The following is a 23573-nucleotide window of genomic DNA, read 5'->3' as shown; positions in this document are numbered from 1 at the left end:
GACCTCCTAGGCCTCGATGACAACCGGGACGATCATGGGGCGGCGCTTGAGGCGGCGCCCGATCCACCGTCCCAGGGTGCGGCGCATGACCTGCTGGAGGGAGTAGGCGTCGGCCTTCCCCGTCTCCAGCGCGGCGGACAGCGCCTCGGTGACATCGGGCAGTATCTCCTCGAAGACGGAGTCGTCCTCGGCCATGCCCCGGGCCTGAATGTGCGGGCCGGCCAGGATCGTGCCGGTCGTGGTCTCCACCACGGCATAGACGGAGACGAATCCCTCCTCGGCAAGGATGCGGCGGTCCTTGAGCTCGGCCTCGTCAATCTCCCCCACGGAGGAGCCGTCGACGTAGATGTAGCCGCAGGGGACCTGGCCGGCGATACGGGCGATCCCCTTGTCCAGATCGACGGCCACCCCGTCCTCGCACAGCATGACCCGCTCGGGGGCGACCCCGGTCTTGACGGCGAGCCCGCCGTTGGCCACCAGATGGCGGATCTCGCCGTGGATGGGCATGACGTTGCGGGGCTGGACGATGTTGTAGACGTGGAGAAGCTCCTCGGAGGAGGCGTGCCCGGAGACGTGGACCTTCGCGTTGCCCTGGTGAACGACACGGGCCCCCAGCCGCATGAGCTGGTTGATGACCCGGAAGACGGAGTTCTCATTGCCCGGGATGAGGGAGGAGGCGAAGATGACGGTGTCTCCGGGCTCGATGGTGACGCTGCGGTGCTCGGAGTGCGCCATCCGGGACAGTGCCGCCATCGGCTCGCCCTGCGAGCCGGTGACCATGAGGACCTGCTCCTGCGGGGGCAACGAGGTGATGTCACGGGCGTCGATGAGGACGCCGTCTGGGACCTTGAGGTAGCCGCGCTCGGCGGCGATGCCCATGTTGCGCACCATGGAGCGCCCCACGAGCGCTACGCGTCTGCCGTGCAGAGCGGCGGCGTCGAGGACCTGCTGGACCCGGTGGACGTGGCTGGCGAAGGAGGCCACGATGATCTGTCCATCGGAGTCGGCGAAGACGTTGTCCAGGACCTGGCCGATCTCGCCCTCGTGGCCGACCATTCCGGGAACCTCGGCGTTGGTGGAGTCCACGCAGAACAGATCCACCCCCTCCTCACCGAAGCGTGCGAAGGAGCGCAGGTCGGTGATGCGCCCGTCGATGGGCAGGGAGTCCATCTTGAAGTCTCCGGTGACGAGCACATTGCCGGCGTCGGTGCGGATCATGACAGCCATGGCGTCGGGGATGGAGTGGTTGACGGCCACGAACTCCAGGTCGAAGGGGCCGTAGGAGACCTCCTCGTACTCGACGACCTGACGCAGCACCGGGTGGATGCGGTGCTCCTTGAGCTTGGCCTCCACGAAGGCCAGGGTGAGCTCACTGCCCACCAGGGGGATGTCATCGCGCAGGCGCAACAGGTAGGGCACGCCTCCGATATGGTCCTCGTGCCCATGAGTCAGCACCAGGGCGACGACGTCGTCGATGCGGTCCTCGACGGAGGAGAAGTCGGGGAGGATGAGGTCGACGCCGGGCTGGTCCTCCTCGGGGAAGAGCACGCCGCAGTCGACGATGAGCAGCTTCCCGTCGAGCTCGAAGACGGTCATGTTGCGGCCGACCTCTCCCAGTCCTCCCAGGGGGGTGATGCGCATTGCGCCATCGGTGAGGGGGCCGGGGGTCTTCAGCGCAGGAAAGTTCGTCACGCGGGCATCCTACCGAGGATACCGCGATAATCGATTGATCTGGTCTGATCCGATTTGATCCCACTCGATCCTGTCTCACCCCGCCTGAGCACCCAGGCAGGTTCCAGAAGCGCACGGGCTGAGAAGAGGTATCCCACAACAGACGAGGCCCGCGCCATTCATTGATAGCGCGGACCCCTGCCAAGTACCCCCAGCCGGATTCGAACCGGCGCCGCCGCCGTGAGAGGGCGGTGTCCTAGGCCGCTAAACGATGGGGGCGATATATGTGGTTGTGGATCACTCGGACCGCGAGGTCCTCAGCTGATCCGTACCCCCAGCCGGATTCGAACCGGCGCCGCCGCCGTGAGAGGGCGGTGTCCTAGGCCGCTAAACGATGGGGGCCATGACAGTCTGGTCGCCGCACGCGACAGCCAGACCCTCGTACCCCCAGCCGGATTCGAACCGGCGCCGCCGCCGTGAGAGGGCGGTGTCCTAGGCCACTAAACGATGGGGGCTATAGATCAGCAGATATCAAGCAGATCCGCTGGGGTACCAGGACTCGAACCTAGAATAACTGAACCAGAATCAGTCGTGTTGCCAATTACACCATACCCCAATGGGTTCCACCTCAGTCGTCTCGCGGCCGAGGCAGCGGGCAGTAATCTACACGCCCACCCCGCCCCCACCAAATCATCAGGGGGTGACGACAGACACACGCCGATCCGGACAAGCGTCGACTCCCCGTCACTTCCCCGAAACAGGCCGTTGAGCAGCCTCGAGCCGCCCATGGAGCACGAGCCGGTACATCCCATATCAGCCTCAGACAGCCTCGCAGCCAAGCGCAACGACAATGACATCCCTTAGACTCGCCGGAGTTCCTGCTCGCCCCGTTACCCTCTGGGAGGCCGTATGCGCACCCATCCACTGCGTCACAACCACGCCGGTCGTGGCTCTCACAGGACTCGCTGCCTCGCTCTTGGGCTGTGTCTGACCGCTGGTCTGGCACTGAGCGCCTGCGGCCCCGCCCACAAGGGCCAGCTCACCGTTGAGCCCGTCAGTGCCTCCGCCGAGGCCAGCAGCACGAGGGGATCCTCCACCAAGCCGTCTCCCTCCAAGTCGTCCACTCCGACACCATCGGCCACGCCCTCCGCATCATGGACGATGCCCAGCGTGACGATCACCAACGAGAGAACCGACATCTGGCAGCAGAAAGATGACCTTCTCAGCCTCCCGATGGAGACCTCCTTCCTCATTAACCGGGGATACCTCTTCAATGATCAGACCTGCCAGGGCGTTCTCCGCTACCAGTCCTCCCAGGACACGTACAACAGCAGAAACACGACGGGTGATAACGCCGCCTCCTCCGCCAAGGTGCAGGAACAACCCTCGAACTATCCCGCCTACACAGTGACCTCGGGACCCACGGCCGTTGACGTCATGCCTGATGACAGCGGCACGCTCGCGGGTTACGAGGTTGCCTACACAGGAACAGTCACCTTCAGCAACTCAGGAGACAGCGAGGTCAGTGGATACCGCTTCTTCAGGCAGGTCGGAGAGCAGGGGGCCACACTCGACATCCTCATGCAGTGCCTTCCGGGTAATCTCCCCGACCTTCAGACCTGGCACGATCTGCTGAGCGGGACACGGATCAGCGGCTTCGACGCCGGCGCCATGTGATCGTCTCGTGGAGTCACTGAGCGTTCTCCCCGGTGGCTCACGAGAGTCTCCGTGAGCGGATGGGGTGGGGCCAGGAGCATTGTGCTCCTGGCCCCACCTCGATCAGCTCAACCGGCAGTAGTCACTCGAGTCGTGCTCTCAGGGCCCGCAGCCTGGTGAGGGTCGAGTCGGCACCCATGATCTCCATGGACTCGAACAGCGGCGGGGAGACCTGTCGTCCGGTGACGGCAACGCGCAGAGGACCGTACGCAAGACGCGGTTTGATCCCCTCGCCGTCGGGCATGCCCCGTCCCTCGACGATGGCGGCCCTGAGGGCCTCCTCCACATGGTCTCTGTCCCACTGCTCGACGCCCAGCCCCTCCAGGGCGCGGATACCGGCGTCCAGGACATCACTCGCCGAGTCCTTGAGCTTGGTCCTGGCCCTGTCGTCAATGGTGAGGTCGTCGTCGGCAACGAAGAGGAAGCCGAGCATGTCACGGCACTCGCGCAGTAACTGGATCCGGGTCTGGATGAGGGGCGCCGCTGCGCTGAGGATCTCCTGCTCGCGCGCAGAGAGCTCGTCGAAGGAGGCCGCCGAGACCAGCGGCACCTGCGTGACCTCGTCGGTCGGGTCAGGGTAGGCGTCGGCGAGGTAGGGCACCAGGCGGTCGCGGAAGTCCTTCTCCTCCAGCGCTCGCACCTGCTCGGCGTTGATCGCCTCGCACTTCTTGGGGTCGAAACGGGCCGGGTTGGGGTTGACGTCATGGACGTCGAAGGCCTCGATCATCTCTGCGGCGGAGAAGACGTCCCGGTCAGCACTGAGCGACCATCCCAGCAGGGCCAGGTAGTTGAGCAGTCCCTCGGGGATCATGCCGCGGTAGCGGTGGATGAGGAGGTTGGACTGGGGGTCGCGTTTGGACAGCTTCCGGTTGCCCTCCCCCATGACGTAGGGCAGGTGCCCGAACTCGGGCATCACCTGGGCCCGGCCGATCTCAACGAGTGCCCGGTAGAGCGCCACCTGCCGCGGGGTGGAGGACAGCAGGTCCTCGCCGCGCAGGACGTGGGTGATGCCCATGGCGGCATCGTCAACGGGGTTGACCAGCGTGTAGAGAGGCTCCCCACCCGCGCGCACGACGACGTAGTCCGGCACGCTGCCCGCCTTGAAGGTGATGGGGCCGCGGACCAGGTCGGTGAAGGTGATGTCCTCGTCCGGCATCCGCATCCGCAGGACGGGGAGGCGTCCCTCGGCGCGGAAGGCGTCCTTCTGCTCCTGGGTCAGGTTGCGGTCGAAGCCGTCGTAGCCGAGCTTGGGGTCCTCGCCGCGCTCACGGTGACGGGCCTCGATCTCCTCGGGGGTGGAGAAGGACTCGTACAGGTAGCCCGCCTCCAGCAGCTCCGCCGCCACCTGCTTGTACAGGTCCATCCGCTGGGACTGGCGGTAGGGCTCATGAGGGCCGCCCCTGCCCACGCCCTCGTCCCAGTCCAGGCCCAGCCAGGTCAGGGAGTCGAGGATGGCGTCGAAGGACTCCTCGGAGTCGCGGGCGGCGTCGGTGTCCTCGATCCGGAAGACGAAGGTGCCTCCGGTGTGACGGGCGTAGGCCCAGTTGAACAGGCAGGTGCGCACCATGCCGACGTGGGGGGTTCCCGTCGGTGAGGGGCAGAAGCGCACACGAACAGATGACGAGCCCTGCTCCGGGACATCGGCCGTGGCGGCGGGATCAGAACGGAGTGTGGATGAGTGGTCGCTGAGTTCAGGCATGATGGGGACAGCGTATCCCGACGGACCATTCTCCCCATGGCCGCACAACGTGGTGACGGTTACCGTGATCCCCGTGAGTCCGTTACCTCATCGTAGCGGCGGACTTTCCACACACGTGACGACGACGGTTCCCGACTCGACCGGACCGACGGATTCCCCACTCATCTTGGAGGTTCTTCCATGTCCCTGACCCATTGCGCTGCATCACGTTCCGGTTCTCGTCGCCTGCCGGTGCTCAGGATCCCTCTCATGGTGGGGCTCAGTGTCGCTCTCACGGTCCCGGCGCTCACCGCGTGCCAGGAGGAGGGGGAAGTCTCCACCTCGTCCTCCTCCAGCGCATCGAGCGCAAGCCCCCACGCCTCTGAGGCACCCTCCTCCAGCAGCGCAGAGAGCACGGAGGTCAACGGCGGAGCAGCTGGATGGTCCCTTCTTGTGTCGGCACCGGGATGGACCAACACGAAGCACGACACCGGGGGAGTCAATGAGCTGGTCAGTGATGAAGGTTGCCAGTTTGTGACGACGCAGAACCTCTTCGAAGGGCAGCCCTCCAGCGACCGGGAGGAAACCGACATCCAGGCGCAGAACGAAATACAGAAATTCTCTCAAGGCGTCACCAATGTGAGTTTTAAACCCGCTCAGGATGACGCGACCTCCGTCAAGGACTCCTCCGGAAATCCCATTGAGACCAAGAGACTGGACTGGACCTACACCGGTAAGGATGGTAAGGACTATCAGGCCACGGAGTATCTCAGGGCGTTCACGACCATCAAGAAACCGACCTTCCTCACCGCGACACTCATCTGCCCCAGTGACAAGTACTCCACCGCGGATCTTGACGACCTCATGAAGTACACGACTGTCACCGACCCAGGGCCTGCGGACATGGATGAGGGCGATTCCGGTAGCGCCTCTGGCAGCGGCAAGGGCGAGAAGGACAACGACAAGAAGAGCGGGACCGACGGAGACAAGGCCACCGCCCCCAGCGACAAGAACGATGGGAAGGGCTCTGACAGGTCTTCCAACCGGACCTGAGCCGCGGCTCCAGACCATTGCGATACGCCAGGGCAGGATGCGTCCCGCAGCGGGTGACCCCGGACGGCACCCGTAGAATCCCACCCATGGCTGTCTCCTCCGACAACGGTTCCGGTTCTCTGGCTCAGATCTTCGACTCCCTGACCCCGCAGCAGATGCGCGAGCGGGGGTCGCTCAAATGGTCCCAGTACCCCGGTGACGTCATCGGGGCCTGGGTCGCTGAGATGGACCTGGGGACCGCCCCCGCGGTCGAGGCGGCGATTCGCCAGGCGACGCACGACGGCCTCCTGGGGTACATGCCGCCCTCGGTCTCGCAGGCGGCGCGCGAGGAGATGGCACACTATCAGCGTGAGGCCTTCGGCTGGCAGGTGGAGGCCGAGCAGGTGAGTCTGCTGCCCGACGTACTCTCGTCACTGAGCGCGGTGATCGCCTCTCACACCCGCGAGGACTCTGCTGTCATCGTCCCCACCCCTGCCTATATGCCCTTTCTGGAGATCCCGGGACGCAACGGTCGGAGCTGCGTCGAGGTCCCCTCTGTCGCGCGCGGAGCACGGGACGGTTCGCCTCACTGGGTACTGGATCTTGACGGCATCGAGTCCGCCATGGCGGCAGGAGCCGGGCTGCTCGTCCTGTGCAACCCGTGGAACCCGGTGGGGCGAGTCCTCTCAGCCGCTGAGCTCGACGCCGTCGCGGCACTGTCCTCGACCTATGGGGTACCGGTCTTCGCCGACGAGATCCATGCTCCCCTGGTGCTCGAAGACTCCTTGGCGCACACCCCCTACGCCTCCCGTCCGGGCGCAGACCCGGATCTGACCTTCACGGCGACGGCCGCATCCAAGGGGTGGAACATCCCGGGTCTGAAGTGCGCCCAGCTCATCGCCTCGGGCCAGGCCCGTACGCGGTGGGAGACCGATGCCGGCAGCGCTCATCTCACGGCTGGGGCCTCCGTCGTCGGGGCCCTGGCCACTATTGCGGCCCTGCGTGAGGGGCAGGACTGGCTGGGCGAGGTTCGTGCCTACATCCGCGCCAACAGGGACATGGTGAGCGACGCCCTGAACGGCCTCGAGGGCGTCGAGCCAACTCTGCCGGAGGCGACCTATCTGGCCTGGCTGGACTGCCGGGACCTGGGTATGGAGCGGCCGGCGCGCTTCTTCCGCAAGGAGGCCGGAGTCGCGATGAATGAGGGCGTGACCTTCGGGAGGGCCTGGTCGGGATTCTGCCGCCTCAACCTGGCCACGGGCCGAGGCATCGAGGAGGAGACCGTGCGCCGCATCGGCGACGCGGTCCGCCGCCTGTCCCAAGCGGCATCCTGAGCCGGGACGTTCCGGGGCCGACGCCGTCGGCTCAGCGACGTACCACCGGGTTGGAGAAGGAGCCGATGCCCGCGATCTCGACCTCGACGCGCTGGCCGGCCCGGATCTCGCCGACTCCGGCAGGTGTACCGGTGAGGATGACGTCGCCGGGGAGGAGGGTGAAGATCGTCGAGATGTAGGAGACCAGCTCGGGGACGGAACGGATCATGTCTCCGGTGCGGCCCTCCTGGACCAGGCGGCCGTCGACCCGGGTGCGTACTGCAGCGTCGTCGGGTGAGAAGACGGGGGGACGGCCGGGCTCGGGAACCTCGATCCACGGTCCTAGGGGGCAGGAGGTGTCGAATGCCTTGGCCCGCACCCACTGCGGTTCGGCGCGCTGGCGGTCGCGGGCCGAGACATCGTTGGCGACCGTGTATCCCAGGATGACGTCCTCGGCGTGGTCAGCGGGGACGTCCTTGGCAAGGGTCTTGATGACGACGGCCAGCTCGGCCTCGTAGTGGACCTCATCGCTCCACGGTGGCAGGACGATCGGAGCATCCGGGCCGATGACGGAGGTATTGGGCTTGAGGAAGACGATCGGCTCGCGCGAGGGCCCGCACTCCCCCATCTCGGTGATGTGGTCCGTGTAGTTCTTCCCGATCCCCACGACCTTGGAGCGAGGGATGACCGGGGACAGGAGCCGGGCCTCGCGCAGCTCGACGACCTCTCCGGTGGCCTCGGGCAGGGAGTAGAGGGGGTCCCCCTTGAGAACCAGGAGGTGCCCCTCGGACTCGCCCGAGGCGACCTCGCCGTCGGGCAGCCCCTGGACGATGCCGTAGCGGGGCTCGTCACCGGTGGAGAATCGTGCGATCTTCATGGGTGCCAGCCTAACGCGGTCTGGGTCAGCTGCCCGATGCCTCCTCCAGTGCGGCGCGACGCTCCATGACGGCGGCGTGGGCGGGGCCGTCGGCGGCCCAGATCTCTCCGGGGAGCTTGCCGGGCAGGTAGGGATTGTCGGTGGCGATGAACCGGATCTCCTCCTTCTCGCCGGTCTGGACGGCTCGGCGCTGGGCCTCCCAGTCGCGCAGGGCGCCGAAGGCCCAGCCTCCCAGCAGGAGGATGGAGACCATGTTGATGACGGTCATCGCGCCCATGACCAGGTCGGAGAGGTTCCACACGAAGGTGAGGGTGGACAGGGAGCCGACGGCGGTGGCCACGATGATCATGGCCCGCAGGGCGTAGTGCTTGTGCTGCTTGCCCTGGAGGAAGTCCATGTTGACCTGGGCGTAGGTGTAGTTGCCCAGGAGTGAGGAGTAGGCGAAGACGAAGATGATGATGGCCATGAGGTACTGCGCCCATCCGCCGAGCACGTGGGTGACCGAGGCGGAGGTCAGGGTATTGGCGGCTGCATTCGCGGTATCCGGGTTGGCTTGAGCGGCCATCGGGTCGTAGACCCCGGAGAGCAGGACGATGAGGGCGGTGACGGTGCACACCACGATCGTGTCGACGAACACGCCCAGGGACTGCACGAAGCCCTGCTGCACGGGGTGGGAGACGGTCGCCGTGGCGGCGATGTTGGGAACCGATCCCTCACCGGCCTCGTTGGAGAACAGGCCGCGCTTGACGCCGTTGAGCGCGGCGGCGAAGAGCCCGCCGGCGGTTCCGGCGAAGGCCTGGTTGAGCCCGAAGGCGCCCTCGAAGATGGAGACGATGGCTCCCGGGATCGCGCTGGCGTGAAGCACCAGGATCGCCAGGGCGATGAAGGCGTAGACCACCGTCATGATCGGCACGAGCCACTCGGAGACGGCAGCCACCGACTTGATGCCCTTGAAGACGATCGGCGTGGTGATGACGACCAGGCCGACGGCGGTCATCCACGGCTCGATGTGGAAGGTGCTCTTCATGGTCGCCGCGATGGTGTTGGCCTGGGTGGCCTCGTAGGCGAAGCCGAAGACGAAGGTGATGACGACGGCGAAGACCCGGGCGGCTGGCTTGGAGCCCAGACCCCGCATGATGTAGTAGGCCGGACCACCGCGGAAGGAGCCGTCGGGGTGGGTGACCTTGTACATCTGGGCGAGGGTCGCCTCGATGAACCCGGTGGCCATACCCACCAGAGCCACGATCCACATCCAGAACACGGCGCCGGGGCCGCCCATTGTGATGGCGATGGCCACGCCCACGATGTTGCCGGTGCCGACCCGGGAGGCCAGGCCGACCGCGAAGGCCTGGAAGGAGGAGATCCCGCCCTCGTTGCTGTCCCGGGAGGAGGTGATGGCCCGCACCATGTGGGGGAAGAGACGCAGCTGTACCGCGCCGGTCCGTATGGTGAAGTACAACCCGCCCAGGACGAGCAGCCAAGCGAGCAGGTAGAGGAACAGGTAGCCGGACGCCTTGTCCAGGATGTCTGCGCCGGCGGTGAAGAAGGACTCCAGAGAGTCGGTCCAGCTGTTGCCTCCGCTGGATGCGGCACTGTTCAAGGGAGCCAGAACCGGTTGCACGTGAGAACCTCCATGGAGTGGGACGACGACGCAGGCAAGGCGGGCGATGTGCGTGTATGTCTAGGGACACGCGTCATTGCCTCATCCACCCCTCTTGGGGGAGAGGTGGTGCACCCTGTTTTCGAAGGCTACGGACACAGTGTTTCGATCCGGTGACGCCGTCGGCCTACGAGGGGATCGACTTCTCCCAGGCGCCCGAGGGCAGAGCTGCGGGCAGGTGGTCGGAATCAGCTCGGAAGGCCGGCCGACTCCCGTCCGGCCTCGGATCGCGTTGGAGCGCCTCCCAGTCACGGAGGGCGCAGGCAACCCATCGGCTCAGAGCCACGAGCGCGATGAGGTTGATGATGGCGCCGACGCCAAGGAGCACGTCAGCCAGGGTCCAGACGGTGGTCAGCTGCTGCACGCTGCCGACACCGGCGCAGACGACGGCTCCGATCTGGAGTGCCCGTGAGACCCAGGGGCGGTCGGTGAGGTAGTCCAGGCAGACCTGGGCGTAGGAGAAGGCCCCGATGATGGTGGTGTAGGCCAGGACCACGACGAGCAGGGCCATGGGCCAGCGGCTCCACTCCCCCACGAGGTGGGCGATGGCATCCTGGGTCAGGGTTCCCGCGGTCTCCTTGGCGGTGGCTCCGGGCCGGAAGACGTCTGCTCCGGCGACCAGGATCGCCAGCGCCGTTGCGGTGCACACGAACAGGGTGTCGACCACGACGCCGAAGGCCTGGATGAAGCCCTGCTGGACCGGGTGCTCCACGGTGGCTGAGCCCGCTGCGCAGGCCGCTCCGCCCAGCCCCGCCTCGTTGGAGAACAGCCCGCGGCGCACGCCGTTGAGCAATGCGGCGGTCACTCCCCCAGCAAGGCCGCCCAGCCCCTGGCGCAGACCGAGGGCGCCCTCGACGATGGAGCGAAGAGCCTCCCAGGCCTGGACCGGGTGGGTGAGGAGGATGGCCAGGACCAGTACCAGATAGGCCAGAGCCATGAGCGGGGCCAGGTACTCGGCCACCCGGGCCATGGCTCGCAGGCCCCCGAGGAGAACCGGTGCGGTCAGGGCCACGACGAGGATGGCCCCCAGGCCCGGAGGCAGTCCGCTGGCGCCCTCAAGGGAGGCGGTGATGGCATTGGCCTGGACCATGGGCATGACCAGGCCGTTGGCGATGAGGAAGACGACGGCGAACAGCCCGCCCAGGATCGGCAGTCTCAGTCCACGGGAGATGTAGTAGGCGGGACCTCCGCGGAAGGTGCCGTCCTGACGACGGACCTTGAACAGCTGGGCGAGGGTCGCCTCGCTGAAGGCGGTGGCGGTTCCCAGGATCGCGACGAGCCACATCCACAGCACGGCGCCCGGCCCGCCCATGATGAGTGCTAGCGCCACCCCGACGATGTTGCCGGTTCCCACCCTGCAGGCCAGTCCGACGGCGAAGGCCTGGAAGGAGGTGATCCCGCCATGGCGCCCGTCACGGGATCCTGCCACCGAGGAGGCGATCGCACCGGTGTGCCTCAGCTGAACCCCCCGGGTCCTGATCGTGAAGAAGATGCCGGCTCCAACCAGCAGCCACATGAGGACCCAGGAGAAGAGCAGGTCGGAGACGGAGGACAAGGCGGCGTCGATCTGGTCCATCCATGAGGCGTGCGCCATCGGCGACATCACGATCACCCCCGCCTCGCTGCGTCGTCGGGCTCCCAGACCCCGGGGACCACGTCTCCGGGAAGGAGGGCGTTACCGTGACCCACGAAGGACGGCTCGGTGAGGCCCTGAGCGCGCTGGGCCTCGAAGTCACGCAGGGCCCCGATGACCCACGGGGCGAGCCGGATCACGACGACGAGGTTGAGGACGCCCAGCAGTCCCAGGGCGATGTCGGACAGGGCCCACACGACGGGCAGGGTCAGGACGGTGCCGCCGAAGGCTGCGGCGGTCAGGATGATCCCGAAGACCTGCTCGGCCCGGCGCTCCCCTCCCAGGAAGTTGACGTTGACCTGCGCGTAGGAGTAGCAGCCCAGCACCGTGGAGAAGACCAGGACGAAGATGAGGATCACCATGGGCCAGGTGGTCCAGGAGCCCAGGTGCTCGGCGACGGCCTGCTGGGTGAGGATCGCCCCGACCAAGGAGCTGTCGCCGGGGCGGTAGGTGTCGGTGGCCAGCAGGATGAGCAGGCCGGTGGCCGTGCACACGAGGATCGTGTCGACGAACACGCCGAAGGACTGGATGAGTCCCTGTCTCACGGGGTGTGCGACCGTGGCGGTACCGGCGGCGTTGGGGACGGTTCCCAGACCGGCCTCGTTGGAGAACAGGCCACGGCGCACCCCGTTGAGCAGCGCCGCGACGACTCCTCCTGCGGTACCGAACAGAGCCTCATTGAGGCCGAAGGCCCCCTGGAGGATGCTGACGAGGACCTCCGGCAGCCTGTTGATGTGGAGGACGATGACGACTACGGCAACCAGCACGTAGGCCAGCGCCATGATGGGTGCCAGCCACTCCGCGACCCGGGCCACGAGGTGCACTCCGCCCAGGACCACGGGAGCGGTCAGCAGGACGAGGAACACCCCGACCATCCAGCCCGACAGGCTGGGGACAGTGGCCGTCATCACCTCGGCCAGTGAGTTCGTCTGCACCATGACCACGGTGACTCCCACCGAGACGATGCACAGGACCGCGAAGACCTTGCCCCACAAGGCCGATCCCAAGCCGTTCTTGATGTAGTAGGCCGGGCCCCCGCGGAAGGTGAAGTCCCGGCCGCGCTCCTTGAAGATCTGCGCAAGCGTGGACTCCACGAAGCTGGTGGCCATGCCGATGAGGGCGACGACCCACATCCAGAACAGGGCACCGGGACCACCGGCGACGACGGCCAGGGCAACCCCGGCGATGTTGCCGATGCCGACGCGTGCGGCCAACCCCACAGCGAAGGCCTGGAAGGAGGAGATGCCTCCTTGTGCACCTGAGCGCGACCCGGACAACGAGTTGACCATGGTACCGAAGTGGCGCAGCTGCACCAGGGAGGTGCGCGCAGCCAGGTAGACGCCGGCAAGGATGAGGAGGGCGGCGAGGAGGTAGGTGTAGAAGAAGTCGTCAACGGAGTTGAGCAGGCTCTCGATGCTGGTGAGGTTCATGCGTCGGCTCCTGTCGAGGCGGCCGGCTGGCTGCTGGCGGGGGTGGCTGCAGGAACAACGTTGTCGGCGGTCTCGTCCGCCTCGGCCAGGCTGGCTCTCTCAGCGGTCCAAACGTCTCCGGGGAGGTCGCCGGGCAGGTACGGGTTGCCCACGCCGACGAACAGGGGGGCGGTTCGTCCCGCCGCGCGCTGGACGTCCCAGTCCCTCAGGGCGCCCACGCCCCAGCGGGCGAGCCAGACGAGGGCGACCAGGTTGGTCAGGGTCATGACGGCCATGGTGATGTCGACGGTGTTCCACACAACGGTCAGGGTGGCGAGCGCGCCCAGGCCGGTGGAGGCCACCGAGACCAGTCGGGGCAGCCATCGCCATGCGGGCCGCTCGGAGATGAAGGTCATGGAGACCTCGGAGTAGGTGGCCGCGGCGATGATGGAGGAGAAGGCCAGGACGAAGATGACGATGGTCATGGGCACGGCGGTCCAGCCGCCGAGGGTGGCGGCGACGGCGTCGGAGGTCAAGGTTCCCGCGGCGTCGGGGGTCAGGGTGCCGGCCTCGACGAGGGCGGGGCTGTAGACGCCGGAGACCAGGATGATGAAGGCGGTTGCGGTGCACACGATGATGGTGTCGACGAACACGCCGAGGGACTGGATGAGTCCCTGCTGGACCGGGTGAGCGACGGTCGCGGTGGCGGCTGCGAAGGGCGCGGTTCCCTGTCCGGCCTCGTTGGAGAACAGGCCGCGGCGGGTTCCGTTGGTCAGGGCGGCGATGATGCCTCCGGTCACCCCTCCGGCGAAGGGATAGGGGCCGAAGGCCGAGCCCACGATGGTGGCCAGGATGCCCGGGAGCTGGCTGATGTGGAGGCCGACGATGATGATGGCCATGACCACGTAGACCAGGGCCATGATCGGCGCCATCCACTCGGTGACGCGGGCGACCCGCCGCACCCCGCCGAGGATGACGAGGGCGGACAGCGCCACCAGCACCGTGGCGGCAACGACGGGGCTCAGGTTCAGTGGAGAGCCTGGGCCGATGACGCCGGCGACGGCATTGGACTGGACCATGATGATGGAGAAGCCGCAGGTGAAGATCGTCAGCCCTGCGAAGACGACGCCCAGGGCCCGGCTGCGCAGTCCTCGCGCCATGTAGTAGGCGGGGCCGCCGCGGAAGGAGCCGTCGGTGTGGCGGACCTTGAACATCTGGGCCAGGGTCGCCTCGAAGAAGGCGGTGGCCATACCGACCAGGGCCACGATCCACATCCAGAAGATCGCGCCGGGACCGCCCAGGATGAGGGCCGCAGCCACCCCGAAGACGTTACCGATGCCCACACGGGCGGCCAGGGAGATCGTGAAGGCCTGGAAGGAGGAGATGCCTCCCTGTGCGCCGGAACGTGATCCGGCCACCTGGTGGAGCATGTCCGGCAGACGACGCAGCTGGACACCTCGAGTGAGGACGGTCAGCAGAATCCCGGTACCGACGAGCACCCACATGGTGATGTGGAGCGTGATCCAGTCCGAGACTGCCTCAAGCTGAGCGGCGAGGGCTTCCATGGGAGATTCGGCCTTTCACGGTGTCGCAGCAGGTGGGGACGGCCCGCATGCTCTCATGAATCGGCACCCGGAACATAGTGCGGTCGCTCCTCAGGACGCGCCACGGTCTCTGTGGCTCTCCCACGAGCCAGCCCAGACCGTTCGATACGGCCCCCGTGAGACGATGACGCCGTGACCACCCAGACTGCTCCGGCCCTCAACGCGATGCTCGACGCCCTCATCCCGGCTGACGATCCTGAGCGCGTCCCCGAGCCCGAGGAGGTCTACCTGGCATTCTCGGACTGGGCGGAGACGACGGGCCGCCCGCTCTACCCGCACCAGGACGAGGCGCTGTCGGAGATTCTTGAGGGCCGCCACGTCATCGCCGCCACACCGACAGGTTCGGGCAAGTCGATGATCGCGTTGGCCGCCCACACCGTCTCGCTGGCCCGTGGGGGTCGCTCCTACTACACGGCCCCCCTCAAGGCCCTGGTCAGTGAGAAGTTCTTCGAGCTGGTGCGCCTGTTCGGGGCCGACAACGTCGGCATGGTCACCGGGGACACCTCCATCAACGCCGCCGCCCCGATCATCTGCTGCACCGCGGAGATCCTGGCCAACCAGTCCCTGCGCGAGGGCGAGGACATGGACGTGGACTGCGTCGTCATGGACGAGTTCCACTACTACGCGGACCCTCAGCGCGGCTGGGCCTGGCAGGTCCCCCTCCTGGAGCTGCCCCAGGCGCAGATGGTGCTGCTGTCGGCGACGCTGGGCGATGTCTCATTCTTCGTTCGGGACCTGCGCGAGCGCACGGGCCGCGAGGTCGCCGTCGTCGACGACGCCGTTCGGCCAGTTCCCCTGGAGATGGAGTACGTCGTCGAGCCGATCGGTGAGCTGCTTCAGCGCCTGGTGGGGCAGGACAAGGCTCCGGTCTACGTCGTCCACTTCTCCCAGAAGGAGGCGGTGGAGCGGGCGACCTCCCTGCTGAGCGTCGACCTGGTGCCCAAGTCCCGCAAGGCGGAGGTGGTGCGGGCGCTGGGCGACTTCCGCTTCGGCGGCGGTTTCGGGGCCACGCTCTCACGACTGCTGCGCGCCGGGATCGGCGTGCACCACGCGGGCATGCTGCCACGATACCGGCGACTGGTGGAGCGCCTGGCCCGCGAAGGGCTGCTGTCCGTCATCTGCGGCACGGACACGCTCGGGGTGGGGATCAACGTGCCGATCCGCTCGGTGGTCATGACCTCGCTGGTGAAGTTCGACGGTTCCAAGGAGCGCCACCTCACCGCGCGCGAGTTCCACCAGATCGCCGGACGGGCCGGGCGCGCCGGCTTCGACACCCGCGGCTACGTCGTCGTCCAGGCCCCCGAGCACGTCATCGAGAACGCCAAGGCGCTGGCCAAGGCCGGCGACGACGAGCGCAAGCGCCGCAAGATCGTGCGCAAGAAGGCCCCCGAGGGGCGCGTCAACTGGACGGACAAGACCTTCGAGCGGCTGCGCGATGCGGCCCCGGAGACGCTGACCAGCCAGTTCCAGGTCACCACCACCATGGTGCTGAACCTCATGGAACGTACCGGCGACCCGGTGGCGGCGATGGCCGATCTGCTGGAGCGCGCCCACGAGCCCGAGGCCCAGCGGCGCCGGCACGTGCGCCGCGCCCTGGAGATCTACCTGTCCCTGCGCACGGCGGGCGTCCTCACGCACGTCTCCAGCGCCCAGGCCGCCGCCGACGGGCGCCCTCGGCTCCGCCTGGCCGTGGACCTGCCGGCCGACTTCGCCCTCAACCAGCCCCTGGCACCCTTCGCCCTGGCGGCCATGGACCTGCTGAACGTGGAGGCCCCGGAGCACACGGTCGACGTCGTCAGCGTCGTCGAGGCCACCCTGGACGACCCGCGCCCGCTGCTCTACGCCCAGCAGCGCGCCGCCCGCGGCGAGGCGATCGCCGCGATGAAGGCCGAGGGGATGGACTACGAGGAGCGTATGGCCGCCCTGGAGGAGATCACCTGGCCCCAGCCTCTGGCCGAGCTGCTCACCCCCGCCTTGGAGATGTACAAGCAGGCCAACCCGTGGATCGCCGAGCACGAGCTGGCGCCGAAGTCGGTGGTGCGCGAGATGGTGGAGAACGCGATGACCTTCTCCGACCTCATCTCCCGCTACGAGCTGGGGCGCAGCGAGGGCGTGGTGCTGCGCTACCTCACCGATGCCTACCGGGCGCTGCGCCAGGTCGTGCCCGATGAGCACCGCACGCCCGAGGTCACCGAGCTCATCGACTGGCTGGGGGCGCTCGTGCGCGCCGTCGACTCCTCCCTGCTCGATGAGTGGGAGGCGCTCGGTCAGGCCCAGGCGGGCAGGGCGGGCGAGGTCGCCGGCCTGCTGGAGGGGGACCGTCCCGGTGCGGACGACTCGGCCGGGGTGGAGCGGGCCTTCGGCGCGGGCGAGGACGGCTCGGTGGCCTTCACCCGCAACCGTCACGCCTTCCGGGTGGCGGTGCGTCGGGAGATGTTCCGCCGCGTTGAGCTCATGGCGCGTGACGACGTCGAGGCCCTGGGCCGTCTGGACGCCTCCTCCGGCTGGGGTGAGGATCGTTGGGACGAGGCGCTGGGGCGCTACTGGGACGAGTACGACTGGATCGGCACGGACACCTCGGCCCGGGCGATCTCGCTGGCACCGCTTGATGAGGCCCCCGATGAGACGGCCCTGGCAGCCGCCGGGGTCAGTGAGCGCCTGCGCGAGGCCCTGGAGACCTCCGGGAGGCAGGTGTGGCTGGCCACCCAGGTCCTGGAGGACCCCGACGGCGACCACGACTGGCGCCTGACGGCCCTGGTGGACCTGGCCGAGTGCGACAGGGACAAGCGCGCGGTCATCCACCTGCTGTCCGTGGGGCCGCAGGGCTGAGACGGTCGTGGACCTCACTGCTCCTGCCGGGCTGGGAGACCTGACCGGGGGAATGCTGACGCTTCTCCTCATGATGGCTCTGCTCGCGGGCTGGATCGATGCCGTCAACCTGGCGACGAGCACCGGAGCACTGCTCCTGTTCTCCCTGGCCGGTACCGTCCAGTGGCGACTGGGCCTCTTCATGGGAGGCATGAATATGCTGGGTGGCCACCTTGGGGCCAGGACGGCAACATGGCTCGGTCCTCGTTTCGTCCGCGCCGTGCTCATCGTCGTCGTGCTCGCGCTGCTCTTCAGGCTCCTGGCCTTTTGAGCCACGACGGCACAAACCAGTGTGGCTCACCTCGGCTCATTCCGATTCGGGCCTCACCGGCTGGCGCAGGACGGTCTTCATCTTCTCCGGCGCCACTCGCCGGGGGTCACTGAGGTAGATCTCGTGATGGGGACCGTTCCAGGTGAGTCCGAGGCGTGGCATGACCTCGTCGTGGAGGCGGGCCAGGGTGGGGGCCTCGTCGTTGTAGGTGCCCACGTGGAGAATCTGCAGCGACCTGCCCTCGCTCAGAGGGAGCTCCTTGAGAGCATCGATGGGAAGCTCGGGCTTCTTGCGCGCGGCTCGCCCAAGACCGTCGACGATGTCCTGCGACGAGACCGCGTCAGGCAGAGGGATCATCATGGTCCAGTCCCACTCTCCCTTGTCGCGGGTGACGAAGGCGGAGTTGTCGGCGCTCGTCCACAGTCCCTCGAGGGGACCGACGACGAAGTCGTCACCGGTGCGCTTCTTGAAGGCGGAGCGGATCGCGTAGGCGCCTGCGTACAGCGCCTGGATCGCGGTGGCGTAGGCGGGTGAGGTGTTGGGGTCGCCGTGACCGTCAATGGCCAGGTAGGTCATGGCCGGCACGTCCACCTCCGTGAAGTCGGCCGCTGTCGGCTGGTACAGGTCCTTGTGTTCCTTCTTGATATCAGTCCTCATCATTGTCTGTTTTCCTCGAGAAGGGTGCGGGTCCAAGTGAGATCCGCTTCCTGGCGCAGGATCTCGTAGTCGAAGATGGCCAGGGCGTGCTCCTCATCGACCTGAGCGCGCAGCCGGCACAGCTCATCGAGCCTCTCCTGGAGCGCCTCGGCGCGCCGTACCAGCGCGGCCATGAGCCCGGGGTCGTCGAGCCGGGCATAGGCGTTGAGCGCCGGAAGCACGCCCGCGGTGGGCGGCGCCGGGGTGAGGACGCGCTCACCGGCGGCCTCGCTCAGCTCACGGCGCCCAGCGTCGGTGATACGGAAGACGGTGCGGCGCCCCGTGGGGCCATTGTCGGGCTCGGCGAGCCCCCGTTCCGCCAGGCGTTTGAGGACGTAGTAGACGGAGGAGAAGGCCAAAGAGGTCCACTGCCGGTAGCCGCGCTGCTCGATGACCCGGTCGAGGTCGTAGCCGTGACGAGACTGCTCGGCAAGGAGCGAGAGGACAACGATGTCGGCGTCGGAAAGCATGCCGTTACTCTAGCGCTAGAGTAACGGCATGTAAGACATCCACCGGACTGATTCACCGGGCTGCTCGACGTCGAAGGGCTGCGTGACTACGGACAGACCGCGTGGGCGAGCTCGCGGATCTGGGCCGGACGGGTGCGGCAGCAGCCGCCGACGAGCCGGGCCCCGGCGGCGATCCAGGAGGGCGCCAGCTCCGGGATTCCGATCCCTTCGCCTGCGGACTGCCAGGTCTTGGTCACCGGGTCGTAGAGATCACCGGCATTGGGATAGGCCACCAGTGGCTTGGCGGTGGCCGCACGCAGCACGGGAAGCGCCCGGCCGACGACGTCGGGGGCCACACAGTTAACGCCGACGGCGACGACCGTCTCCTCCCCCTCGGCCCAGCCGGCCGCCTCGGCGAGTGGGTGTCCGCCGGCCAGATGAGCGCCGTCGGACCGCACCTGGAAGGAGACCCAGCACTCGGCCTGGGGAGTGAGGTCCTTCACCATGGCGACGAGTGCCTGCGCCTCGTCCAGACGCGGGATGGTCTCCAGGGCGAACAGATCGACTCCCTCCTCAGCCAGCACCTCGATGCGAGGCCGGTGGACCTCCCGGAAGCCGGAGTCCTCAGGGATACCGACGTCGTAAGCACCGGTGTACTCACTGCCGTCGGCCAGGTAGGCGCCATAGGGTCCCAGCCCTCCGGCAATGAGAACCTGCGTCTCAGGATGCTTCGCCTCGAAGCGACGGGCGGCCTCATCGGCAAGGCGGACCCCGGCCGCGATGATCTCCCGAGCGGCAGCCGCGTCATGCCCGGCCCGCAGCAGTGCCGGGAGCGTCGCCTGATAGGTGTTGGTCGTGACGACACGGGCTCCAGCATCCAGGTAGTCGGAATGGACCGCACGCACGGTCTCGGGTGCCGCGGTAAGTGCGAGCGCCGACCACAGCGCGTGACGGGTGTCGACACCACGAGAGTCCAGCTCGGTGCCCATCGCCCCGTCCAGAACGACCGGCCCCAACGACAGAAGATCGGATAACCTCGCCGTCTGCTGCAAGCAGGGCGAGGCAGGCACCGGGGACGTTCGCATTGCGACACGGTATCGGATGGCTCCGAGAAGTGCCGGTAGCGTCTCGCTCATGGCACCCGTTGCGGATCCTCATGGGGCCGCCGACGCGTCGGCGGTCTCGTCCACTCCTCCCCCTCTGTTGTCTGAGCGCGACGCTCCTGACAGCCCTGGCCATGTCACCGCACTGGAACGCCGCATGAACCGACGTCACCTCATGATGATCAGCTTCGGCGGGGTCATCGGGACGGGGCTGTTTCTGTCCACTGGCTACACGATCAACCAGGCAGGCCCCTTGGGAACCGTGCTGGCCTACTCGATCGGCGCCCTCATCGTCTACCTGGTCATGATGTGCCTGGGCGAGCTGAGCGTCGCGATGCCCTTCACCGGGGCCTTCCACGTCTACGCCCGCCAGTACCTGGGACCCGCCACCGGCTTCGTGACGGCCGTCCTGTACTGGCTCACGTGGACGGTGGCCCTGGGAAGCGAGTTCACCGGCGCCGCCATGATCATGTACGGCTGGTTCCCGGGCGTTCCCGTATGGGTGTGGGCGGCCATCTTCATCGTCCTGATCCTGGTGCTCAACATGGTCTCAGTCAGGGTCTTCGCCGAGGCTGAGACCCTGCTGTCGGGGATCAAGGTGGCCGCGATCATCCTGTTCATCATCCTGGGCGCGACAGCGGCAATCGGGCTGCTGTCCTATGAGGGCTACAGCTCGGCCCCGGGGCTGACGAATCTGTACAAGGACGGCCTCTTCCCCAACGGCCTCGGCGCCGTGTTCACCACGATCCTTGCAGTCAACTTCGCCTTCTCCGGTACCGAACTCATCGGTATCACGGCGGGAGAGGTGGAGGATCCGGGTACCACCATCCCTCGCGCGATCCGTGCCACGCTGGCCCGCCTGGTCATCTTCTTCATCGGCTCGATCGTCATCATCGCGGCACTGATCCCCTGGAAGGACGCCGGAGTCGAGGAGAGTCCTTTTGTGACGGTCCTGTCGAGGATCGGCGTGCCCTACGCCGGGGATCTCATGAACATCGTCATTCTTGCCGCCATCCTGTCGGCGGCCAACTCAGGGCTCTATGCCTCGACCCGTATGCTGTGGTCGCTGGCCAACGAGGGCACGTTGCCCAAGGTCCTGGCCCGTTCCAACCGGTTCGGGGTACCGGCGCTGGCCATGGGCCTGTCCATGGTCGGTGGGCTGGCGGCCCTGCTGACATCGACCTATGCCGCCTCCACGGTGTACCTGGTCCTCGTGTCCATCTCCGGACTCGCCGTGGTCCTGGTGTGGGTGGTCATCGCCGCCTGTCACTTGTCCTTCCGACGTCGTTGGCTCGCCGATGACCGCAGTCTGACGGAGCTGGACTATAGGGCTCCCGGGTACCCGTGGGTGTCGATTGCGGCGCTCACGCTGTCAGCCGCCTCCTGTCTCCTCATCGTCTTCGACCCCGAGCAGCGTGCGGCCCTGGGGATCACCATCGTCTTTCTGGTGATCTGCTACGTCGGTTACTGGGGAGTCAACCGCCGGATCAGTCTTTAGGAGCGAGGAGCAGAAACGAGGACCACCGCATGGACCGCATAGATGGCCTTAACGGGTCTCGACGATCTGCTTGCCGAAGGGGAAGCAGGTGACGGGGATGAGCTTGATGTTGGCCACCGCCAGCGGGATCCCAACGATGGTGATGGCCTGTGCGGCGGCGGTGGCGACGTGGCCGATCGCAAGCCAGAGCCCGGCGACGAGGAACCAGATGATGTTGCTGATCCCACTCATGGCACCGGCTCCGGGCGCGGGAACCGCCTCACGCCCGAAGGGCCACAGCACGTAGGCGGCGATGCGGAAGGATGCGACGCCGGCGGGGATCGTGACGATGAGCAGGCAGGCGATCAGACCGAAGAAGATGTAGCCGAGGAAGAGCCAGAACCCGCCGAAGACGACCCAGATGATGTTGAGTAGCGTGCGCATGACACCTATCTACCACACACGGGGCAAGGTCTCTGCGTCTCTGCGTTTATCTCCGGTCACCAGAAGACGCGCTGAGCGATGGCGTCAGCGAAGTTGTTCAACGCCTCCGGGGCCGCCCCCAGGTAGAGGCCCGCATCGATCAGCGAGACCTCCATGAGGTAGAAGCCACCCTGTCCGTCTCCGACGACGTCGACACGGTTGAACAGGAGCTGGATGTCACGACCGGAGACCTCCTTGATAAGTGTGTGGATGGCCTTACGCACTCGCTCGCCCCACAGCCACTCCTGCTCGCTGGGCTCCCGCGCGGTGACGATCTCCTCGTGGACCTGGTCGGTCGACTTGAAGGAGGGGTGAAGCATCGGGGCCTTCTCCACCGCGTGGGAGAGCACACCGTTGAAATAGACCAGTGAGACCTCGCCCTTGCGATCCACCTCCTCGAGGTAGCGCTGGACCATGACGGTGCGTCCGCGGCGCAGGTGGTGCATGGCGTCGTTGATCGCCGCCGACCGGGAGGAGGCGTCCGTGGCCGTGTAGCGCCCCGTGCCGCGCCCGCCCGAGGAGACGGCCGGCTTGACCACGAAGTCGCCGTGGGCCGGGAAGCGCGTGTGGACCTGGTGCTTGGAGTAGCCGGCCTCCGGCTCCAGCCAGGTCGTCGGGATCATGGGGACTCCCCACTCGCTCAGTCGAGTGAGGTAGTGCTTGTCAGAGTTCCAGGCGACGACGTCGGGGTGGTTGGCCAGCCTGGGAACCGAACGAGCCCACTGAAGGAAGCCGGAGTGGTTGCCCTTGGTGGCGTAGTCGCGGACGCTGCGCAGGACGACGGTGCCGGACTGGTCCCAGTCGACGTCGGGATCGTTCCACACGGCGACCCTCGGCTCGATGCCACGCGCACGCAGAGCGTCGGGCAAGCCGTGGTCATCGTCGTCAAGGTCCGGGAAGTCTGCGCAGGTCGCCAGCGTCACGATCGGGTCGCTCATGCGGCCCACGCTACCGCGCCCAGCGTCACGAAGAGAGCCACAGACGTGTGACGCTGAACCGTACCGGCAACAAAGAAGTACCTCTCACCCGGGAGGGACACGAGGGGCGCTGACGCTCGGCCCGTCACAGCCGCACTGCACCGGTCCTCCGAGCCGGACGCGCCCGCATCATTGCGCACGCGCGGGTGGCACAATGCTGAGATGACCGCCAAGCCCCGCAAGCCTCTCGGAACCGCCAATCAGCGCTACTGGGCATCAATGATCGCCATCGCCGTCGCGACGATTCTCGTCGCGGGCCTGCTGGGAGGAACGGTCACGCTGCTCACCGATGCTCGTGCGGGTCGCAGCAGCCTGTGGGGAGGGGTGGTGATGGCCCTGGTCATGCTGGCGGGCTGGACCCTCGCAGCTCGTGTGCGGGATCGCAAGAAGCTGGACCTCCCCCTATGGCGGCGGCTCGATGAGAAGCAGGCAGCCACTTTGAAGCAGTACCGACAGTGGTCGCGCACCGGCAGCATCGAGGACCCCGAGAACCGGTCGTCGCACTGACCATGACCGACGTGGAGTGATGCCACCCATCAGGCCAGACCACCAGACGTCCCTGAGACTTGCCACACAATGAGGCGGTTTCGTGGATTCTGGCTGGACGGACCCATCCTCCATCCGTAAAGTATTCCTCCGTCGCCCGGCGAAGCACG

At 67.0% G+C, this 23573-nt stretch carries 19 protein-coding genes and 4 tRNA genes; 7 read left to right on the top strand and 16 right to left on the bottom strand.

Annotated features, from left to right (window positions below; genetic code table 11):
- Positions 1–6 precede the first annotated feature (6 nt).
- The 5 genes from BQ8008_RS02875 to BQ8008_RS02855 all read right to left on the bottom strand — a co-directional run bounded on the left by BQ8008_RS02875 (position 7) and on the right by BQ8008_RS02855 (position 2287).
- The gene (locus BQ8008_RS02875) at positions 7–1641 is read right to left on the bottom strand and encodes a ribonuclease J (RefSeq protein ID WP_108834600.1); all 1635 of its coding nucleotides are present in this window, start codon (positions 1639–1641) and stop codon (positions 7–9) included.
- 236 nt (positions 1642–1877) lie between these two features.
- Positions 1878–1950, bottom strand: a tRNA-Glu gene (locus BQ8008_RS02870).
- Between the two features lie 50 nt (positions 1951–2000).
- Positions 2001–2073, bottom strand: a tRNA-Glu gene (locus BQ8008_RS02865).
- A 40-nt stretch (positions 2074–2113) separates the two neighbouring features.
- Positions 2114–2186, bottom strand: a tRNA-Glu gene (locus BQ8008_RS02860).
- A gap of 29 nt (positions 2187–2215) precedes the next feature.
- Positions 2216–2287 (bottom strand) — tRNA-Gln (locus BQ8008_RS02855).
- Positions 2288–2580: 293 nt separating this feature from the next.
- Here BQ8008_RS02855 and BQ8008_RS02850 point away from each other — a divergent pair.
- Positions 2581–3348 (top strand): hypothetical protein, encoded by a 768-nt coding sequence (locus BQ8008_RS02850; RefSeq protein ID WP_108832718.1) that lies wholly within the window; start codon positions 2581–2583, stop codon positions 3346–3348.
- A gap of 121 nt (positions 3349–3469) precedes the next feature.
- On the opposite strand, the gene gltX is transcribed toward BQ8008_RS02850, so the two are convergent.
- Positions 3470–5086 (bottom strand): glutamate--tRNA ligase, encoded by a 1617-nt coding sequence (gene gltX / locus BQ8008_RS02845; protein WP_108832717.1) that lies wholly within the window; start codon positions 5084–5086, stop codon positions 3470–3472.
- 180 nt (positions 5087–5266) lie between these two features.
- Here gltX and BQ8008_RS02840 point away from each other — a divergent pair, with 180 nt between their 5' ends.
- Complete coding sequence (locus tag BQ8008_RS02840) at positions 5267–6118, top strand: hypothetical protein (protein ID WP_159086764.1); 852 nt, start codon at positions 5267–5269, stop codon at positions 6116–6118.
- Positions 6119–6204: 86 nt separating this feature from the next.
- Positions 6205–7431: a MalY/PatB family protein gene (locus tag BQ8008_RS02835; RefSeq protein WP_108832715.1), complete on the top strand. Its 1227-nt coding sequence runs from the start codon at positions 6205–6207 to the stop codon at positions 7429–7431.
- 31 nt (positions 7432–7462) lie between these two features.
- Here the strand turns inward: BQ8008_RS02835 and BQ8008_RS02830 are convergent, their stop codons facing one another.
- From BQ8008_RS02830 to BQ8008_RS02810, 5 genes are all read right to left on the bottom strand, one after another.
- Positions 7463–8287, bottom strand: coding sequence for a fumarylacetoacetate hydrolase family protein (locus BQ8008_RS02830; protein WP_108832714.1), 825 nt, complete (start codon positions 8285–8287; stop codon positions 7463–7465).
- Positions 8288–8312: 25 nt separating this feature from the next.
- On the bottom strand, positions 8313–9908 hold the full coding sequence (locus BQ8008_RS02825) for an alanine/glycine:cation symporter family protein (protein WP_108832713.1): 1596 nt from the start codon (positions 9906–9908) through the stop codon (positions 8313–8315).
- A gap of 166 nt (positions 9909–10074) precedes the next feature.
- Positions 10075–11550: an alanine/glycine:cation symporter family protein gene (locus BQ8008_RS02820; RefSeq protein WP_108834598.1), complete on the bottom strand. Its 1476-nt coding sequence runs from the start codon at positions 11548–11550 to the stop codon at positions 10075–10077.
- A gap of 5 nt (positions 11551–11555) precedes the next feature.
- Complete coding sequence (locus BQ8008_RS02815; RefSeq protein ID WP_108832712.1) at positions 11556–13010, bottom strand: alanine/glycine:cation symporter family protein; 1455 nt, start codon at positions 13008–13010, stop codon at positions 11556–11558.
- A complete protein-coding gene (locus tag BQ8008_RS02810; RefSeq protein WP_108832711.1) occupies positions 13007–14554 on the bottom strand; it encodes an alanine/glycine:cation symporter family protein in 1548 nt (515 codons plus the stop codon). The genes BQ8008_RS02815 and BQ8008_RS02810 overlap by 4 nt, the downstream gene beginning before the upstream one ends.
- A gap of 204 nt (positions 14555–14758) precedes the next feature.
- On the opposite strand from BQ8008_RS02810, the gene BQ8008_RS02805 reads away from it, so the two are divergent.
- Together BQ8008_RS02805 and BQ8008_RS02800 are read left to right on the top strand one after the other, a co-directional pair.
- On the top strand, positions 14759–17422 hold the full coding sequence (locus BQ8008_RS02805) for a DEAD/DEAH box helicase (RefSeq protein WP_108834596.1): 2664 nt from the start codon (positions 14759–14761) through the stop codon (positions 17420–17422).
- Between the two features lie 7 nt (positions 17423–17429).
- Complete coding sequence (locus BQ8008_RS02800; RefSeq protein WP_108832710.1) at positions 17430–17732, top strand: hypothetical protein; 303 nt, start codon at positions 17430–17432, stop codon at positions 17730–17732.
- A 36-nt stretch (positions 17733–17768) separates the two neighbouring features.
- Here BQ8008_RS02800 and BQ8008_RS02795 read toward each other — a convergent pair whose 3' ends face one another.
- The 3 genes from BQ8008_RS02795 to mmuM all read right to left on the bottom strand — a co-directional run bounded on the left by BQ8008_RS02795 (position 17769) and on the right by mmuM (position 19962).
- Entirely contained in the window at positions 17769–18389 is a 621-nt protein-coding gene (locus tag BQ8008_RS02795) for a GyrI-like domain-containing protein (RefSeq protein WP_108834594.1), read from the bottom strand.
- Positions 18389–18898 carry a PadR family transcriptional regulator gene (locus BQ8008_RS02790; RefSeq protein ID WP_108832709.1) on the bottom strand — a complete coding sequence of 170 codons (510 nt, stop codon included), beginning with the start codon at positions 18896–18898 and terminating at the stop codon, positions 18389–18391. Before BQ8008_RS02790 ends, BQ8008_RS02795 begins: the two co-directional genes overlap by 1 nt.
- An 86-nt stretch (positions 18899–18984) precedes the next feature.
- Positions 18985–19962 (bottom strand): homocysteine S-methyltransferase, encoded by a 978-nt coding sequence (gene mmuM, locus BQ8008_RS02785; protein WP_108834592.1) that lies wholly within the window; start codon positions 19960–19962, stop codon positions 18985–18987.
- Between the two features lie 175 nt (positions 19963–20137).
- Here mmuM and BQ8008_RS02780 point away from each other — a divergent pair, with 175 nt between their 5' ends.
- A complete protein-coding gene (locus tag BQ8008_RS02780) occupies positions 20138–21478 on the top strand; it encodes an amino acid permease (protein ID WP_108832708.1) in 1341 nt (446 codons plus the stop codon).
- A gap of 48 nt (positions 21479–21526) precedes the next feature.
- On the opposite strand, the gene BQ8008_RS02775 is transcribed toward BQ8008_RS02780, so the two are convergent.
- Together BQ8008_RS02775 and BQ8008_RS02770 are read right to left on the bottom strand one after the other, a co-directional pair.
- Complete coding sequence (locus BQ8008_RS02775) at positions 21527–21901, bottom strand: YccF domain-containing protein (protein ID WP_108832707.1); 375 nt, start codon at positions 21899–21901, stop codon at positions 21527–21529.
- Positions 21902–21957: 56 nt separating this feature from the next.
- Positions 21958–22878, bottom strand: a complete 921-nt coding sequence (locus BQ8008_RS02770; RefSeq protein ID WP_108832706.1) for an ATP-grasp domain-containing protein — start codon at positions 22876–22878, stop codon at positions 21958–21960.
- A 201-nt stretch (positions 22879–23079) separates the two neighbouring features.
- On the opposite strand from BQ8008_RS02770, the gene BQ8008_RS02765 reads away from it, so the two are divergent.
- Complete coding sequence (locus tag BQ8008_RS02765; RefSeq protein WP_234415192.1) at positions 23080–23424, top strand: hypothetical protein; 345 nt, start codon at positions 23080–23082, stop codon at positions 23422–23424.
- Positions 23425–23573 lie beyond the last annotated feature (149 nt).

The sequence above is a fragment of the Actinomyces sp. Marseille-P3109 genome (assembly GCF_900323545.1).
In the GTDB taxonomy this organism is placed as follows: Bacteria; Actinomycetota; Actinomycetes; order Actinomycetales; family Actinomycetaceae; genus Actinomyces.
This window is presented reverse-complemented; position numbering and strand designations above follow the sequence as displayed.